Below are 17580 nucleotides of genomic sequence, written 5' to 3'. Positions count from 1 at the left end.
CCTGATGCCCGACGCAGCGGCCCGTCACGGCCCCGTCCCGCCCGACGGGCGCCGTCCCGACACCCCGTCCGCCACGGCGCACGGCGGTGATCCGCTCGCCGAACTCGTCACGCGGCTGCGTGAGATCGGGCTCGATCCCGATGTGCGGCAGCTGTGCGACGCGCTGTGGCTGGCGCGCTGGACCCGGCCCGTGGAGACCCCCGACCAGGAGGACCCGCCCACCGGGACCGACGGGCGGCCCAAGCCCCGGCCCGACGGCCGACGCGACCGGGACGGGGACGGACGGTCGCCCGAGGACCGCCCCGAGCGGCCCGAGCGGCCGGCGCAGGACGTGGGGGCCGACGGGCGGGTGAGCCTGTACCCGGTGCCGCAGGACGGCGTGCCGCGGGCCCGTGGCACGGGCCGGGCCGCCGCGCTGCCGGTCGGCGTACCCGCCGCCCCCGCACTGCCCTCCCCGCTCGAACTCCAGCGCGCATTACGGCGGTTGCAGCGCTACCGGAGCCCCGCCCCGCCGCTGCGCACGGAGCTGGACGAGACGGCTACGGCCGAGCGCAGCGCGCAGGCGGGCGGCCTGATCCTGCCCGTCCACCGTGCCGTCACCCGGGCCGACGCCCGGCTGCAACTGGTCCTGGACGCCTCGTCGTCGATGCGCGTGTGGGACCGGCTCTTCGTCGAACTGCAGCAGGTTTTCTGCCAGTTGGGCGCCTTCTCCGACATCCAGGTCAGCCATCTGCACCAGGGCCCCGACGGCGAGCCGGCCGTCAGCCGCAGCGCCGACGCCTACGCGGCGCCGCTGCACTCCACGGACCGGCTCAGCGATCCCACCGGTCGCCGGATCGTCCTGGTCGTCAGCGACTGCGCGGGCCCCCTGTGGCACAGCGGTCACGCGCACCGGCTGCTGCACCACCTCTCCCGGCAGGGCCCCGTCGCCGTGCTCCAGCCGCTGCCGCAGCGCCTGTGGCACCGCACCCGACTCCCCGTCGTCTTCGGCGAGTTGAGCCGCGGCGAGTCACTCGGCGGAGCCGCCGCCCTGCGCGTGCGGACCCCGGCCGGCGTCCCCCCGGAGGCCCGGCGGGGAGCGCTGCCCGTGCCGGTGCTGCCGCCGGAGCCGGTGGCCCTCGGCGCCTGGGCCAGGCTGCTGTCCGGGGCCGGCGCCGGGCCGGTGCCGGGCGCCGTGGGCTGGGTGCGCGCGGACCAGCCGCCCGCCCCGGCCGCGCGCGCGGACCGGCGGCGCACGCCGTTCGAGCGGGTCAGCCGGTTCAGCTCCAGCGCCTCCCCGGCCGCCGGTCGCCTCGCCGTCTACCTGGCCGCCGCACCCCTGTGCCTGCCCGTGATGCAGCTCGTGCAGCGCACCATGCTGCCCGACTCGGGTCCCTCCGAACTCGCCGAGGTGCTGGTCGGCGGGCTCGTCACCCGCGCCTCGGAGGAGTACTCGGGCGACGGCGCCCAGTGGTACCGCATCGAGCCGGACGTCCGTGACGCCCTGCTGTCCCGGCTCGGCCGCGACGAGGCCATGCTGGTGCTCAAGCACTGCTCGGAGTACATCGAGCAGCGCTTCGGCAAGGGCGGCCCCAACTTCCCGGCTCTCGCCCTGGCCCAGCTCGGCGACGCCGGCGCGGGCCGCCCGTACGCCCCCACCGCCCGCCCCGCGGACCACGGCGACAACGGCGGCCACGGCGACGATGCCTCCGTGCCGCAGCCGTTCGCCGAGGTCGCGGCCCGCGTCCTGCGCCGGTTCATGCCGCTGCCCGACCAGTTCGCGACGTACGACGGGCAGCCGGAGGCGGGACAGGCCGCGGACCGGCCGACGCACCAGGCGGTCCGCCGGGCCCGCCGGCTGATCGAGCGCTTCGACAGCGAGGGCATGGTCCAGGACGTCATCGACGCGGTGCAGCTGCTGCGCGGCGCCACCGAACACGAGCGGCCGGTCGGCGCGGACCCCGAACTGTGGGCCGAGTACGCGCACTGCACCCTGCGCCTGTGGGAGGTACAGGGCGGCGACGACCTGCTCCAGGAGGCCGAGGCGGCCGCGGAACGGGCGGCCGCCCACCCGCGCCGGCTGCACGAACGGGCCGTCCTGGCCCGGGTGCTGCACGCCGCCGCGACCGACCGCAGGCGACGCGGCGACCGGACCGGCGCCCTCGACCTGCTGCGTCGCGCCGACCGCGAGTACGCCGTGGCCTGCGCGGCCCCCGACCTCGACGAGAACGAGGCGCTGAAACTCACCCTGGAGCGGGTCCGCGCTCTGGAGGCGCAGTGGCGGCTCGGCGGGGACAGCGCGCTGCTCCAGGGCGCCGTCGGCATGCTGGAGGCCTTCGCCGACGTCTGGCCCGACCGGCGGCTGCGCCCGCCCGAACTCCCCCTGGAACACGGCCGGATCCTGCTGCGCCTCTCCGGCGCCACCGTCGACCCCGTCCAGGCCCGCCTCTACGCCGAGCAGGGCGCGCAGTCGCTGCGCAACGCCCTGGACACCGCCGTCGAGCCGTACACCGCCGAGTCGGCCCGCGCGCGGGTACGCATCCTCCTCGACCTGGTCGACGCGCTGCTCCAGGCGGGCGGCCCGCTGGACGACGCCCAGGACCGGGTCGACGAGGCCCTCGCCCTGGTCCGCGAACAGGGCCAGCGGGCGGCGTTGCTGGTGCGGGCCGGCCGGATCGCCGTGGCCCGCTACGCCGAGTCGGGCGAACCGGTGGACCTGGAGACGGCGGCGGAGCGCTTCGCGCTGGCCGCCCAGCGCATGTCCCGCGACGCGCCCGCGCACGCCGACGTCCTCGCCGAGTGGGGCGAGGCGCTGCTGCGGCTGGCCGGACTTCCGTACGCGCGCGCCCAGAGCATGCTGTCCCCGGCGATCCGCGTCCTGCGGGACTGCCGGATGGAGACCCCGGCGGGCAGCCGCCAGGTCGCCCACCGGCTGCTGCTGCTCGGCCGCGCGCTGATGCTGCGCTACCGGGCCCGCGGGGACCGCGTCGACCTGCGTGAGGCCGAGCACCTGTTCGGCCTCGCGGCGGCGGAGGCGGACGATCCGCTGCTGGCCGCCCGTTGCCGCCTCGACCTCGGCCAGGTCCAGTTCGAGGCCTACCGCAGCCTGCGCCGTCCGGCCCGCCTCGACCTCGCCGTCGACGCGTTCCGGGACGCGGCGGAGGCGGCCCGGGAGGCGGAGGGGTTGGCCGAAACCGACCGTCGACGCCAGGAGGCCGTGGTGCTGTGCGCGCAGGCGCACCACTGGCGGGGTAGGTCTTATGAGGCGGCCGCGCGGCCACGCGCGGCCCGGGACGCCTACCGCGCCGCCCGCGCGGAGTGGTCGCGGCTGCCGGACGGCAGCCTGGTCGCCGAGGGGCCGACGCCCGCCGAGACGGCGGAGCGGCTGGCAGCGCTGGAGCGGGCGACGTGAACGGGGCAGAGCCGAGAGGGGCGGGGCATGACCGTACGGGACGAGTTCGCGGGGGTGACGGCGGCGCCGGGGGGCTCCGACGCCGTCGGGGAGCCGTTGCCGGACCTGCTGGAGCTGGATCTGACGGAGCTGGCGACGATCGGGCATCCCGTGCTGCGTGAGGTGGTGGCGGAGCTGCGGGACCGCTCGGGCCAGTCGAGCGAGCCGCTGTGGGGGTTCGCCTCCGCGCTCTGACGGACGCCCGGTCACCGGCCGTTCGACCGCTCTCAGTCGATTCCCGGCCGATTCCGCCCGGGTTCCGGGCGGATTCCGGACGGATTCGGGTGTCTGTCGCACAGGACTCGGACAAGTTCGGTCTGGCGGGGTTTGTGGCCGGCCCAGCCCCGGGAATGCGCCCTGTGCGACGCACGGGCCGTTGCGCGAGGGGCGCAGGAGCGCGGCCCTACGGCATGGGGGTGCTGGAGTGTCTGGAACGTCTGGACATGCCTTCCGGCAGTTCATCGTGAAGATGCACAGCCGCTGCAACCTCGCCTGCACCTACTGCTACGTCTACGAGGGCCCCGACCGCACCTGGCGCTCCCGTCCCGCGACCGTCGCCCCCGAGATCCTCGACAGCACCGCGAACCGGATCGCCGAACACGCCCGCGCCCACGGCCTCACGGACGTCTCGCTCGTCCTGCACGGCGGAGAACCCCTGCTCGCGGGCGCCGAAACGCTGGCCCGCTTCACCGCGCTGGTCCGCGAACGTGTGCCGGCCGACTGCACGGTCCACGCCGTCGTCCAGACCAACGCCACCCTGCTGAACCCGCGACGGCTGGCCGTCCTGGCCGAGGCCGGCATCCGCATCGGCGTCAGCCTCGACGGCGGCCTCGCCGCGCACAACGCGCGCCGCGTCGACCACGCCGGCCGGCCGTCCTGGCCCGCCGCCTCGCGCGGGGCCCTGCTGGTGGCCGAACAGGCCCCCCGGGCGTACCTCGGCGTCCTCACCGTCGTCGACGTCACGCTGGACCCGGTCGAGACCTACGAGTCCCTGCTCGCCCTGCGGCCGCCCGCGCTGGACTTCCTGCTGCCGCACGGCAACTGGTCCGCCCCGCCGCCCCACTGGGCGGGCGGCCGGCACGGAGAGTGGCTCTGCGCCGTCTTCGACCGCTGGTGGGCGGCCGGCCGACGGGAGACCCGGGTGCGCCTCTTCGAGGAGTGCGTCGCGCTGCTGCTGGGCCTGCCCTCGGCCACCGAGTCCCTGGGGCTCGCCCCCTTCGACGCCGTCGTGGTGGAGACCGACGGATCGATCGAGCAGGTGGACTCACTGAAGTCCGCGTACGACGGCGCCGCGCGGACCGGTCTGCACGTCCTGCGGCACCCCTTCGACGAGGCCCTGCGCCATCCGGCGGTCGCGGCCCGGCAGGCGGGCGCCGCGGCCCTCTCCGACCAGTGCCGGGCCTGCCCCCTGCTGACCGTCTGCGGAGGCGGCCAGTACGCCCACCGCTACCGGGCGGGTCACGGTTTCCGCAACCCCTCCGTGTACTGCGCCGACCTCCAGCGTCTGATCCGCCACGTCGCCGCGAGGCTCGCCGCGCACGGGGCCGCCCCGGCGACGGCCGGCCGGGAAGGGAACGCGCCGTGACACGGCAGACGGTCCCCGACCGGGCCCTCGTGGAACTCGGCCGCACCGAGGCCGGTCCCGGCACCCTGGCCCTCCTGACCCGGGACCAGGACACCCGACGGCTGCTCCTGCTGCGCGCCGTGCTCGACGCGGCCGACGCGGCCGACCCCGCCCTGTGCCCGCCGGAGCTGAAGACCCGGCTGAAGGAGGACTGGGCGCTGCTCGCAGCGGCCGACCGCCCGCCCGGGCCGGCCGCACCCACCCGGGCGTACGCCTGCGCCGGACCGGGACACGGCCCCGCCCCGCACCCTCCGCCGCCGGCCTCCCCCGACATCCCTCCACCCGGCGCCGTGCTCTCGCCGGCGAGGGCGTTGCTCTTCCATCCGCTGACCGGGCCCTTGGCCCTGGGCTGTCTGCGGGGGCTCGACGACCGGGGCGGGCGTCCGGACGAGCGAGGGATGCGCGGGCTCCGGCAGGACCTGGCCCACTTCAGCGCGATGGCCGCCGCTGCCGCCGCCCGTGCGGGGATTCCCTTCACCGTGCGGCTGACCGCACGCGCCGGGCTGCTGGCTCTGCCCTCGCTCGGCGCGCTGCACACCGCCGCCTCCGGCGATGCACCCGTCGACGTCACGCACGCCCACGGCCGCCTGACGCTGCGCCAGGCCGACGCCCCGGACGTCGTGGTGCAGTTGGAGAGCGGGGTCGGGGCCTGGTCCGGGGCGCTGGCCTGGACGCCGCTGCACGCGCTGCCCGGGCTGCCGCCCGCCGGCGCCCCCATGCCCCTGGAAGACCTCGACCCCTACCGTGCGCCGCCCGGCCCCCGGCACCGCTCGTTCTGCGGACCGGCGACGCTCGACGACGCGGAGCGCAAGCGGTGGCTCCAGGCCTGGTCGGGCACGGCCGCCGCGCTGCGCACCGGCGGCGAGCACCGGGTGGCCCAGGCGGTGGCGCTGCTGCGCTGCCTGGTTCCGCTGGAGCGGCCGCCCGGCGCGGGCGCCGACGGGCGGGACTCGTGCAGCGCGACCCGGCGTGAGGCCTTCGGCGCCCTGCTGGCCAGCACCCCGCAGGACGCCCCGGCCCTGGCCGAGACACTCGTGCACGAACTGCACCACGCTCAACTCGCCTCGCTCGGAAGTCTCGTGACGCTTCATCACGCGACCGCCGAGCCACGGTACTTCGCCCCCTGGAAAACGGACCCCCGCCCGTACGACGCTCTGCTGCAAGGGGCTTACGCCCACCTCGCCGTGGCGCACTACTTCCAACAGCGGGCGCTCAACGCGTCCGCGGCCGACCGCGAGTACGCCTGGTCCCGCCACGCCCGCTACCGCGCACAGGTCGGAGCCGCCCTCCCTGCGCTGGTCGGATCGCCCGACCTCACCGTACGAGGACGCCGGTTCGTCGACGAGATGGCCGCCACCTTCGAACGCATGGCCGAGCATCCGGCTCCCCGCGCCCACACGGCGCGCGCGCAGGCATATGTGAAGGCGGCGCGCGCTCTGTGGACGCAACGTCATGCTCCCGCCTTGCCACGCCCGAAAGAATGAGGATGGCCTGCGCGGAGCGGTCCGGTGCGCGAAGATCTTCCAGCCGAGGCGCGCGTCCGACAGGTCGGCACACTTACGCACGATGCGCCGAGGTCCTAGGATTTTGGTACTACGCGCTGGAGGCCGTTGCATGTCTGGAGCTCGTACGCCGGTCGGGGCAACCGGGAGAGGGGCCGCGAGGCAGACGGTCACGATCCACTTCGCCGGCTTCAACCGAGCCTGGGCGGCCTGGATCGGAGACCGACTGGAACGGCGCGGCCTGCGGGTCGTCTACCTGCGCTGGGACTCCCCCGCGGAGGTCCCCCTCGTGGATCTGCTGCGCGACCTGGAACTCGCCGAGGGCCGCATCCTCATCGTCGTCAGCGAGTGGTACTTCCAACTCGGTCCCCGCACCCAGGAGGAGTGGAACACCGCGCTGCGCGAGGTCGTCGCCCCCGACGCCGCCCGGTTCGCCGCCGTCTCGGTCACCTCCGCCTCCGTGCCGTCGGCGACCGCGGTCCTCGCACCCGTCGACCTGACCAACATGGGCGCCGAGGAGGCCGAGCGCCGGCTGCTCGACCGGCTCGACCTGCCGACCGACCCGCTGCCCGAGACCGCCGACGTCACCCGCCGCGGCCCCCGGTTCCCTTCGGCGATGCCCGAGGTCTGGGGCGGGGTGCCCCGCCGCAACACCCGCTTCACCGGCCGCGAGTCGCTGCTCAACGACGCCTACCACGTGCTGCGCGGCGCGGAGCCCGGCGCGGGCGTGGTCACGTTCCACGGCATGTCCGGGGTGGGCAAGACCCAGATGGCCGCCGAGTACGTGTACCGGTTCGGCTCCGAGTACGACGTCGTGTGGTGGGTCAACGCGGAGAAACGCGTCACCTACCGACGGCTGCTGGCCGAACTCGCCCCGAAACTCGGCCTGCAGACCGGCCAGGAGTACGGCGAACGGCTGCGTGCCGTACGCGACTCGCTGCGGCGCGGCGAACCGTACGGACGATGGCTGCTGATCCTCGACGGAGCGGACGAACCCGACCAGATCTGGGACCTCGTGCCGACCGGCCCCGGCCACGTCATCATCACCTCCCGCAACCCCGAATGGACCGAGCACAACAGCAAACTGCTGGAGGTGCCCGTCTACGCCCGCGACGAGTCGGTGGCGTTCATCCGGCGCCGCGCGCCACGGCTGTCCGAGGTGGAGGCCGACCAGCTCGCGGAGGCGCTGGAGGACCTGCCGCTGCTCCTCGACCAGACCGCCGGCTGGCTCAACGACTCCGACCTGTCGGTCCGGCAGTACATCGCCCTGCTGGACGGCGGCATCGACAACGACGTGGTGAAGGTGTCCGCGGACTTCCCGCTCGCCTTCCAGACCGCCTGGTCGATACTGCTGAACAAACTCCGCGAGACGGTCCCCGAGTCGGTCGACCTGCTACGGCTGTGCACCTTCTTCGCCCCCGGCTTCATCCCCATCCGCCTGCTGCGCGAGATGTCCAGCGACGAACTGCCCGAGCAGCTCGCCGGGCTCCTCAACGACCCGCTGCTGTGGAACAAGGCGATCAACCAGCTCCGCCAGTACTCGGTGGTCCGCCTGGAGTCCCACGAAGCGGTCGGCGACGAGGCGGCGGCCTCCGGGGAGTCGCTGTACCTGCACCGCATGGTGCACCAGATCGTCCGCAAGGACATGCCGGACGCGGACCGCAACGAGTTCATCGACGTCGTACGGCAGGCCCTCGCCGCCGCCGACCCACGGCGGCCCACCGACCCCGAACTGTGGCCCGGATACGCCCAGATCGTGCCCCACCTGAAGTACGCGGACGTGCTGCAGACCGAGGACCCGGGCGTCCAGCGGCTGGTCTTCAACTGCCTGCGCTACATGTACTTCTCCGGCGAGTACAACGCCGGCATCAAGCTCGGCGAACGCGCGATGGCGGCCTGGCGCGAGCTGCTCGGCCCGACCCACCCCAGGATCTGGGAGCTGACCTACCACTACACCAACCTGCTGCGCGCAGTCGGCGACTACGCCAGGACCGAGTCCCTCAGCCGCGCCGCCTCCGAGCACCTCAAGGCCGAGCGCGGCCCCCAGGACCTGGAGCACCTGCGGGCCGCGGCCGGCCTTGCCGCCGACCTGCGCGGCCTCGGCCGCTACGACGAGGCGCTGGAACTCTCCCAGTGGGTCCTGGTGGGATACCGGGACCTGCTCGGCGAGCAGGACTCGCGCAGCCTCAACTCGCTGAACAACCTGGCCGTCTCCCTGCGCCTGCTCGGCCGCTACCAGGAAGCCCTGGACATCGACCGGCAGACCCTGGAGTCCCGGCGCGTGCTGCTGCGGGCCCGCCACCCGTGGACGCTCAGCTCCGAGATCTACTACGCCATCGACCTGCGGCTCCTCGGCCGCTACGCCGAGGCGGAGTCGATGCAGGCGAAGAACGTGCGCGAGAGCCGTCTCGTCATGGGCCGCGACAACCCCCAGACCCTCAGCGCCGAGCACAACCTGGCGCTGTGCCGCTACCGGCTCGGCGAACGCGATCGCGGCCGCGACCGCGCCGGGGAACGCGAGGAGCCCGGCGAGCTGCTGTCCAGCGTGCTGGAGCGCGGCGAGCGGGTCCTGGGCGAGACGCATCCCCTGACCCTGATCTTCGCGACGGCCCAGAGCTGCTACGCCCGCGAGCACGGCGACATCGACCAGGCCCGCGAACTCAGCGAGGCCGTCGTCGCGCGCTACGAGGTGATGCTCGACGAGGCGCACCCGTTCGTCGCCGGCGCCCGCGCCAACCAGGCGCTGATCCTGCGCAACGTCGGCGAGCGGGACGCCGGTCACGTCCTGCTGGAGCAGGCGATGGCGTCGATGACCGAGGCGGTGGGGGAGAACCACCCCTGGACGCTGGGCTGCGCCCTGAACGCCGCCGCCCTGCGCAACCTCGTCGGCGACCCCGAGAGCGCCGCCGACCTCAGCCGGGAGACGGTGACCCGGGCCATCGAGGCGCTCGGCCGCACCCACCCGCTGACCCTGTCGGCGCGGGTCGCGTACGCGGCGGACCTGCGCGGTCTGCGGGACCGGCGGCAGGCGGAGAAGGTCGAGCAGGAGGCCCTCTCCGACTTCGACTCCACGCTGGGCAGCAAGCACCCGCACACCGTCTCGGCCCGCTCCCGCAACCGCCCCTACTGGGACTTCGAGCCCCAGGTGATCTGAGGCTCCGCGCGCAGCGGCCGCTCGCCCCGCACGCCGGGCAAGCCGAAGGGCCCGCCCCCGAAACCTCGGGGGCGGGCCCTTCGCCTCGTGCGGATGAGGACTACGCCTCGAACACCTCACGGACCAGCTGCTCCTGCTCGGCCTGGTGGCGCTTCGCCGAGCCCACGGCCGGCGACGAGCCGTGCGGGCGCGAGATGCGGCGCAGGCGCTCGCCGTGCGGCACGTCCGCGCCGACCGCGAGGTCCAGGTGGTCGATCAGGTTCAGGGCGATGAACGGCCACGCGCCCTGGTTGGCCGGCTCCTCCTGGGTCCACAGGTACTTCTCGGCGTTCGGGTACTTGTTGACCTCCGCCTGGACCTCCGCGCCGGGCAGCGGGTACAGCCGCTCGAGGCGGATGATCGCCGTGTCCGTGAGGCCGCGCTTCTGACGCTCGGCGTCCAGGTCGTAGTAGACCTTGCCGGCGCAGAAGACGACCTTCTTCACGGCCGCCGGGTCGGTGACCGTCGTGTCGCCGATGACCGGGCGGAACTGACCGCTCGTGAACTCCTCCGCCTTCGACGCGGCGGCCTTCAGACGCAGCATCGACTTCGGGGTGAAGACGACCAGCGGCTTGTGGTGCGGGTTGTGCACCTGCCACCGCAGGAGGTGGAAGTAGTTCGACGGGAGCGTGGGCATCGCCACCGTCATGTTGTTCTGGGCGCAGAGCTGCAGGAACCGCTCGACACGGGCCGAGGAGTGGTCCGGGCCCTGGCCCTCGTAGCCGTGGGGGAGCAGGAGCGTGACGCCGCTCGTCTGGCCCCACTTCTGCTCGGCTGCCGAGATGTACTCGTCGACCACCGTCTGCGCGCCGTTGACGAAGTCGCCGAACTGCGCCTCCCACATCACGAGCGCGTCGGGGCGGGCCAGCGAGTAGCCGTACTCGAAGCCCATGACCGCGTACTCGGACAGCAGGGAGTTGTAGACGTTGTAGCGGGCCTGGTCCTCGTTGAGGTACTGGAGCGGGGTGTGCTCCTCGCCCGTCTCACGGTCGATGAGGACCGCGTGGCGCTGGCCGAACGTGCCGCGCTGGGAGTCCTGGCCGGAGAGCCGGACCGGGGTGCCCTCCAGCAGGAGGGAGCCGACCGCGAGGGTCTCGCCCATGCCCCAGTCGATCGTGCCGTCCTCGACCATCGACGCCCGGCGCTGCAGCTGCGGCAGCAGACGCGGGTGGACGTGGAAGTAGTCGGGGATGTTGACCTGGGACTCGGCGATGCGCTTGACGACCTCCGCGGAGACGGCGGTGTTCACCGCGACGGGGAAGTTGTCCTGCGGCTCGTGGACGTCGCCGGCGGCGGGCTGCGCGGTGGCCTCGCGGACCTCCGTGAAGACCTTCTCCAGCTGGCCCTGGTAGTCCTGCAGCGCCTGCTCGGCCTCTTCCAGGGTGATGTCGCCGCGACCGATGAGGGACTCGGTGTACAGCTTGCGCACCGAGCGCTTCTTGTCGATCAGGTCGTACATCAGCGGCTGGGTGAAGGCCGGGTTGTCCGACTCGTTGTGACCGCGGCGGCGGTAGCAGATGAGGTCGATCACCACGTCCTTGTTGAACGCCTGGCGGAACTCGAAGGCGAGCCGCGCGACGCGGACCACGGCCTCCGGGTCGTCGCCGTTCACGTGGAAGATCGGGGCCTCGATCATGCGGGCCACGTCCGTGGCGTACATCGACGAGCGCGAGGACTCCGGGGCGGCGGTGAAGCCGACCTGGTTGTTGATGACGATGTGGACCGTGCCGCCGGTGCGGTAACCGCGCAGCTGCGACATGTTCAGGGTCTCGGCCACCACGCCCTGGCCCGCGAAGGCCGCGTCGCCGTGCAGGGCGACCGGCAGGACGGTGAAGTCCGTGCCGCCCTTGTTGATGATGTCCTGCTTGGCGCGGCTGATGCCCTCGATGATCGGGTCGACCGTCTCCAGGTGGGACGGGTTCGCGGCCAGCGACACCTTGATCTGCTCGCCGTCCAGGCCCGTGAAGGTCCCCTCGGCGCCCAGGTGGTACTTCACGTCGCCGGAGCCGTGCATCGACTTCGGGTCGAGGTTGCCCTCGAACTCGCGGAAGATCTGCGCGTACGACTTGCCGACGATGTTCGCCAGCACGTTCAGGCGGCCGCGGTGGGCCATGCCGATGACGACCTCGTCGAGCCGCGACTCGGCCGCGCTGTCCAGCACCGCGTCCAGCAGCGGGATGACGGACTCGCCGCCCTCCAGGGAGAAGCGCTTCTGGCCGACGTACTTGGTCTGCAGGAACGTCTCGAAGGCCTCGGCGGCGTTCAGGCGGCGCAGGATGCGCAGCTGCTCCTCGCGCTCCGGCTTGGTGTGCGGGCGCTCGATGCGGTCCTGGATCCAGCGGCGCTGCTTCGGGTCCTGGATGTGCATGAACTCGATGCCGGTGGTGCGGCAGTACGAGTCGCGCAGCACGCCGAGGATGTCGCGCAGCTTCATCAGGGACTTGCCGGAGAAGCCGCCGACGGCGAACTCGCGCTCCAGGTCCCACAGGGTGAGGCCGTGCTCGGTGATGTCCAGGTCGGGGTGCTTGCGCTGGCGGTACTCCAGCGGGTCGGTGTCGGCCATGACGTGGCCGCGGACCCGGTAGGAGTGGATCAGCTCGAAGACCCGGGCGGCCTTGGTGACGTCGTCGTCGTGGCTGGCGTCGATGTCCTTGAGCCAGCGGACCGGCTCGTAGGGGATGCGCAGCGCCTCGAAGATCTCGTCGTAGAAGCCGTTCTCGCCGAGCAGGTAGTTCGCGACGATCCGCAGGAACTCGCCGGAGGCGGCGCCCTGGATGACCCGGTGGTCGTAGGTCGACGTGAGCGTCATGACCTTCGCGATGCCGAGCTTGTTCAGGGTGTCCTGGGAGGTGCCCTGGAACTCCGCCGGGTAGTCCATGGAGCCGACGCCCATGATGACCGACTGGCCGGGCATCAGACGCGGCACGGAGTGGACGGTGCCGAGGCCGCCGGGGTTGGTCAGGGAGACCGTGACGCCGGTGAAGTCGTCCATCGTCAGCTTGCCGTCGCGGGCGCGGCGGACGATGTCCTCGTAGGCCTGCCAGAACTCGAAGAAGTTCAGCGTCTCGGCCTTCTTGATGCCGGCGACGACGAGCTGGCGGTCGCCGTTGGGCTTCACCAGGTCGATGGCCAGGCCGAAGTTGACGTGCGGCGGCTTGACGAGGGTGGGCTTCCCGTCCTTCTCCGCGTAGTGCCAGTTCATCGACGGCATGGCCTTGATGGCCTGCACCATCGCGAAGCCGATCAGGTGCGTGAAGGAGATCTTCCCGCCCCGGGCGCGCTTGAGGTGGTTGTTGATGACGATGCGGTTGTCGAACAGCAGCTTCACCGGGACCGCGCGCACGGACGTGGCCGTGGGCAGCTCCAGCGAGGCGTTCATGTTCTTGGCGACCGCGGCGGACGGGCCGCGCAGCGTCACGAACTCCGGGCCCGCAGGCGCCTCGGTCGCGGGCGCGGCCTTCACGGCGGCGGCCGGCTTGGCAGCGGGGGCCGCCTTCGCCGGAGCCGGGGCGGCGGCCGCGGGCTTCGGGGCGGCGGCCGGGGCCGGCACGGGAGCGGCGGGGGCCGCCGGAGCCGGAGCGGCCGGGGCGGCGGGCGCCGGGGGCGTGGAGGTGGTCGCTGCGGCCCCCGCGGCCGCAGTACCCGCCGGAGCCGAGGGCGCGGCGGCCCCCGGCTTGTAGTCGGCGAAGAAGTCCCACCAGGCACGGTCTACCGAATTCGGGTCCTGGAGGTACTGCTGATAGATCTCGTCGACGAGCCACTCGTTCGGTCCGAACGCGGCCGCGGGATTCTTGCCCGCTTGGTCTGCGTCGGTCGAGATGCTCGATGCGTTACTGGGGGACTGTGGCGACACGGCGGCAACCGCCCTCTTCCGCTTCACAAGGTGATGGACAGCGGGAATAAAGGCTACGCCCCCGAGAGGGGGAAGGTCAGGCCGGGCCGGTCCATCGTCGTGTAAGTCACATCGGAAAGTGTGTTTCGGGGGTGGAAATGGCGGGAAACAAGCGCGGTTGCGCGTCACATGGGTGTGTTGCTGCCGGTCGCGCACGCCGAGCGTGCGGGACCTGTGCCGACCTGCGGCGGTCCGCTGCCTGATCACACGTGTCCGACTGCGCGAACGCCGATGGATCTTGTGGCTCCGCTTCGAACTTTACGTCAACTTGGGGCGGATTACTCTCCCGGAAGAGTGACAAGAATCCGGCAACCCCGCTCGGATTCGGCCACTCCGATCCGGCCGCCGTGGAGATCGACCGCCCAGCGGGCGATCGCGAGCCCCAGTCCCGTACCGCCGTCGCTGCCCGGGCCGTGCGGCCGGCGGACGGCTCCGCGGTTGAACCGCTCGAAGACGCGGCGCCACTCGGAGCGCGGAATGCCGGGGCCCTCGTCGAGGACCTCCAGCTCCAGCGACTCCGGCAGCGGGCCGCGCCGCGCCTTCACCGTCACCCGTCCGTGCGGCGGGCTGTGCTTGACCGCGTTGTCGATCAGGTTGGCGACGACCTGGTGGATGCGCTCCGGGTCGGCGTGCGCGGTCAGCTCCGGCGGGGTGACGTCCAGGTGCAGATGGACGTCCGTGCGCGTGTGGTTGCCGCCCGAGCCCATCGTGGCGCGCGCCGAGGCGACCATGTTGGCCTCCTTCAGCACCCCGGACAGGTACGGCCACACCTCGAAGCGCCGTTTGCGCAGCGGGACGACGCCGTTGTCGAGGCGGGACAGGTCCAGCAGGGTCTCCACCAGCCGCCCGAGCCGCTCCGTCTGCTTCAGGGCCGTGCGCATCGTCTCGGTGTCGGCCTCGGCGATGCCGTCGACCACGTTCTCCAGAACGGCGCGCAGGCCCGCGATGGGCGTGCGCAGCTCGTGCGAGACGTTCGCCACCAGCTCCTTGCGCTGGCGGTCCTGCGCCTCCAGCTCGTCCGCCATGACGTTGATCGTCTGAGCCAGGTCGCCCAGCTCGTCACGGCGGTTCTCGCGGACCCGGCGGGTGTAGTCGCCGTGCGAGATCGACCGGGCCACCGTGTTCATCTCGTCCAGCGGCGCGGTGAGCGAATGCGCCACGAACTGCGTGATCAACAGTGTGGCGATCATCGAGAAGACCGTGATGAAGCGCAGCTCCGTCTTGGTGTGCACCGCGATCATCGACAGCCCGGTGGTGATCAGCACCGAGATGACGACCAGCGCACCCAGCTTCGTCTTGATCGAGAACGGGCGTACGCCGCCCCAGGGCTCCCCCGACCCGGGGGCGGGGCTTCTCGGTCCGTCCGGCCCGGAGCTCATGGCGTCGGGGTCTCCAACGCGTAGCCCACGCCGTGCACCGTGCGGATCCGCTCGGCGCCGATCTTCCGGCGCAGCGCCTTGATGTGGCTGTCGACCGTGCGGGTGCCGGAGGCGTCCGCCCAGTCCCAGACCTCGGCGAGGAGCTGCTCACGGGAGAGCACCGCGCGCGGGGTGTTCGCCAGGCACACCAGCAGGTCGAACTCGGTGGGCGTGAGGTGCACGTCCTCCGAGCGGACCCGCACCCGGCGCTGCGCGTGGTCGATCTCCAGCTCGCCGAGCCGCAGGATCCCGCTGCGGGGCGTCGTCGCCGCGATCGCGGCGCGCTCCACCCGGCGCAGCAGCACGTGCACGCGTGCCGCCAGTTCCCGCATCGAGAACGGCTTGGTCATGTAGTCGTCGGCGCCCACGCCGAGCCCGACCAGCATGTCGGTCTCGTCGTCGCGCGCGGTGAGCATCATCACCGGCACCGGACGGGACGCCTGCACACGACGGCAGACTTCCAGACCGTCGAAGCCGGGCAGCATGATGTCGAGGATCAGCAGGTCGGGCTGCCAGGCCTCTGCCGTGTCGACGGCCGCGGGGCCGTCGCCCGCCGTTTGCACGAGGAATCCCTCGGCGCGCAGGCGGGCCGCGATGGCGTCGACGATCGTCGGGTCGTCCTCGACCACCAGGACGCGCCGCTGCGCTCCCGGAGTCGCCGTCGTCGTGCCGTTGTGCGAGGTGTGTGTCTGCTCCATCGCCCGCCCCTGAGTGTGCTTTCCGGGACCAGTGGGGTGATCCCTTTTCTGCGCATGACTGCGGTTGACGCGTAAATGATCGGCGTCAGGGATGCAACGTACCCGGAGTCACCTCGCCTTTGCTATCCAGGCCGGACGGCGAGATGCACGACGTCCGGCACGCCTCGGGCAACCGGGATCTCTTCGGTACGCACCTGTTGGAACCCGGCATTCCCCATGGTTCCCTCGAATTCCGGATCGGGTCGGGCGGACCACACCGCGAGCACTCCACCAGGTCTCAACACCCGTGCGCAGCCTGCGAGTCCGGTCGCGGAGTACAGGCTGTCGTTGCCCTCGGTGACGGTCCAGCCGGGCCCGTTGTCGATGTCGAGACATACCGCGTCGAACGTGTCGCATGTCTCATTGACGTAGTCGAGCAGATCCGTTTCGACGATCTCCGTCCGGGGATCGGCGAGCGCCGGCCCGGAGACGGCGGCCAGCGGGCCGTCGAGGTGCCAGTCGATGACGGCGCGTTCGCGCTCCACGACCGTGACGCCGCCCCAGCGCGGATCGGCGGCGGCGTGCGCCAGGGAGAAGCCGACGCCCAGGCCGCCGAGGAGCAGCCGGGGCGCAGGGCCGTCGTCGGGGCGGGGGTTGAGCGCGGCCAGCGCGGCGTCGACCAGCAGTCGCTCCGAGCGGCCGTCCGATGTGTCCATCAGGAAGCAGCCGTTGGCGATGATCTGGAGCAACTCCCCGTGCCTGCGCAGGACGACCTCGCCGTAGGGGCCCTCGCGACGGTCCAGGACTTCGGGTGCGTCGGGGATGTCGTACGGGATGGGCATCGGCCCATCCTGGCACCTTCCTGGCGGTTTGTTGAGGGAATGGTGAGCGTGCCGGGTGGGGCTGACGTACGAGAGTTCGGCCAAAGAAGATCCGAGCAGGTTCGGTGCGGGCTGCGAGCGGATGAGAAACAGCCGAGAGAACCCTCAGAGGTTTCTGTGAATCGGCCCAGGCGTGGCGTCGGTCACAGACAGCGGGCGGGGGCGCCGCGAAGGGTGGGCTGAAACGGAAGGAGCGCGTCAGGTGGACAGCACGGCACCGGTCACGAGCCCGTCCCTGCCCGACGTGTCCGGGCTGCTGGACGGCATCCCGGGCCAGCGCGCCCCCCGGACCGTCGCGCCGCCGACCGAGGCGAGCCCCTGCCCCGGTCCTCGCCCCCGGCTCCGGGTCCCCGTCCCCTTCACCCTCGCGTACGCCGCCGTCCTCGCCGTCACCTCGTTCTTCGCCGCGCACGCCGACCCCTCCCTGGTGAGCACCCTGCAGCAGGGCTCCAGCACCGATGTGGCGCACCTGTGGCAGACGCCGGTGCTGGTGCTGGTGGCCAGCGCGCTGTGGGTGGCGGGCGGCTTCGCCTCGCCGTTCACGCTCGGCTTCCTGGTCGTCCTCACCGCTCTGGAGCGGCGCATAGGGGGTGTGCGCACGGCCGTCGTCTTCCTGCTCGGGCATGTCCTGGCCACCCTCGCCACCGAGGTCCCGGTGGGCCTGGCCGTGCTCGGGGGCCGGCTGCCCGACAGCTCGCTGCACCGCCTCGACTACGGCATCAGCTTCGGCGTCGCCGCGAGCGTCGGCGCGCTGGCGGGACTGCTCAGGCCCTGGCTGCGCTGGCCCCTGCTCGCCGCGTTCGGCGGGATGCTCCTGCAGGACCTGATCGCCTTCACCGACCCGATGACGAACTGGGGCCACCTGATCGCCCTGGCGATAGGGGTGGGGACATGGCCGTGGGTCCGCCGCTGGGCCACCCGCCCGCACCTGCCCGTGGCGGCCGTGCGAACCGCGTGAACCGC

Annotated in this window: 10 protein-coding genes; 6 read left to right on the top strand and 4 right to left on the bottom strand. The window is 72.6% G+C overall.

The window, feature by feature from the left end; all coding sequences use genetic code 11:
• Window positions 1-4 precede the first annotated feature (4 nt).
• The 5 genes from ACIBAF_RS15060 (at window position 5) to fxsT (ending at window position 9710) form a co-directional block, all read left to right on the top strand.
• Window positions 5-3391: an SAV_2336 N-terminal domain-related protein gene (locus ACIBAF_RS15060; RefSeq protein ID WP_399463637.1), complete on the top strand. Its 3387-nt coding sequence runs from the start codon at window positions 5-7 to the stop codon at window positions 3389-3391.
• 27 nt (window positions 3392-3418) lie between these two features.
• A complete protein-coding gene (gene fxsA, locus ACIBAF_RS15055; RefSeq protein ID WP_399463636.1) occupies window positions 3419-3625 on the top strand; it encodes an FxSxx-COOH cyclophane-containing RiPP peptide in 207 nt (68 codons plus the stop codon).
• 274 nt (window positions 3626-3899) lie between these two features.
• Window positions 3900-5015: an FxsB family cyclophane-forming radical SAM/SPASM peptide maturase gene (locus ACIBAF_RS15050; protein WP_399463807.1), complete on the top strand. Its 1116-nt coding sequence runs from the start codon at window positions 3900-3902 to the stop codon at window positions 5013-5015.
• The gene (locus ACIBAF_RS15045) at window positions 5012-6538 is read left to right on the top strand and encodes an aKG-HExxH-type peptide beta-hydroxylase (protein ID WP_399463635.1); all 1527 of its coding nucleotides are present in this window, start codon (window positions 5012-5014) and stop codon (window positions 6536-6538) included. The genes ACIBAF_RS15050 and ACIBAF_RS15045 overlap by 4 nt, the downstream gene beginning before the upstream one ends.
• A gap of 130 nt (window positions 6539-6668) precedes the next feature.
• Window positions 6669-9710 carry an FxSxx-COOH system tetratricopeptide repeat protein gene (fxsT, locus tag ACIBAF_RS15040; RefSeq protein ID WP_399463634.1) on the top strand — a complete coding sequence of 1014 codons (3042 nt, stop codon included), beginning with the start codon at window positions 6669-6671 and terminating at the stop codon, window positions 9708-9710.
• 100 nt (window positions 9711-9810) lie between these two features.
• Here the strand turns inward: fxsT and ACIBAF_RS15035 are convergent, their stop codons facing one another.
• From ACIBAF_RS15035 to ACIBAF_RS15020, 4 genes are all read right to left on the bottom strand, one after another.
• Window positions 9811-13602, bottom strand: a complete 3792-nt coding sequence (locus ACIBAF_RS15035) for a multifunctional oxoglutarate decarboxylase/oxoglutarate dehydrogenase thiamine pyrophosphate-binding subunit/dihydrolipoyllysine-residue succinyltransferase subunit (protein ID WP_399463633.1) — start codon at window positions 13600-13602, stop codon at window positions 9811-9813.
• Between the two features lie 317 nt (window positions 13603-13919).
• On the bottom strand, window positions 13920-15020 hold the full coding sequence (locus tag ACIBAF_RS15030) for an ATP-binding protein (protein WP_334577317.1): 1101 nt from the start codon (window positions 15018-15020) through the stop codon (window positions 13920-13922).
• Window positions 15017-15757, bottom strand: coding sequence for a response regulator transcription factor (locus ACIBAF_RS15025; protein WP_399463632.1), 741 nt, complete (start codon window positions 15755-15757; stop codon window positions 15017-15019). Before ACIBAF_RS15025 ends, ACIBAF_RS15030 begins: the two co-directional genes overlap by 4 nt.
• Before the next feature lie 122 nt (window positions 15758-15879).
• Window positions 15880-16578, bottom strand: a complete 699-nt coding sequence (locus ACIBAF_RS15020; RefSeq protein ID WP_399463631.1) for a spermidine synthase — start codon at window positions 16576-16578, stop codon at window positions 15880-15882.
• A gap of 241 nt (window positions 16579-16819) precedes the next feature.
• On the opposite strand from ACIBAF_RS15020, the gene ACIBAF_RS15015 reads away from it, so the two are divergent.
• Window positions 16820-17575, top strand: a complete 756-nt coding sequence (locus ACIBAF_RS15015) for a rhomboid-like protein (RefSeq protein WP_399463630.1) — start codon at window positions 16820-16822, stop codon at window positions 17573-17575.
• Window positions 17576-17580 lie beyond the last annotated feature (5 nt).

The sequence above is a fragment of the Streptomyces sp. NPDC051677 genome (assembly GCF_044453465.1).
In the GTDB taxonomy this organism is placed as follows: Bacteria; Actinomycetota; Actinomycetes; order Streptomycetales; family Streptomycetaceae; genus Streptomyces.
Note: the sequence above shows the minus strand (reverse complement) of the source record. Positions and strands in the feature narration are given on the sequence as shown.

Bases quoted from the DNA above. Each gene is read 5' to 3' on its own strand.
- ACIBAF_RS15020 (WP_399463631.1), bottom strand. From the start codon at position 16,578: ATGCCCATCCCGTACGACATCCCCGACGCACCCGAAGTCCTGGACCGT.
- ACIBAF_RS15030 (WP_334577317.1), bottom strand. From the start codon at position 15,020: ATGAGCTCCGGGCCGGACGGACCGAGAAGCCCCGCCCCCGGGTCGGGG.
- fxsT (WP_399463634.1), top strand. From the start codon at position 6,669: ATGTCTGGAGCTCGTACGCCGGTCGGGGCAACCGGGAGAGGGGCCGCG.
- ACIBAF_RS15050 (WP_399463807.1), top strand. From the start codon at position 3,900: ATGCACAGCCGCTGCAACCTCGCCTGCACCTACTGCTACGTCTACGAG.
- ACIBAF_RS15025 (WP_399463632.1), bottom strand. From the start codon at position 15,757: ATGGAGCAGACACACACCTCGCACAACGGCACGACGACGGCGACTCCG.
- fxsA (WP_399463636.1), top strand. From the start codon at position 3,419: ATGACCGTACGGGACGAGTTCGCGGGGGTGACGGCGGCGCCGGGGGGC.
- ACIBAF_RS15060 (WP_399463637.1), top strand. From the start codon at position 5: ATGCCCGACGCAGCGGCCCGTCACGGCCCCGTCCCGCCCGACGGGCGC.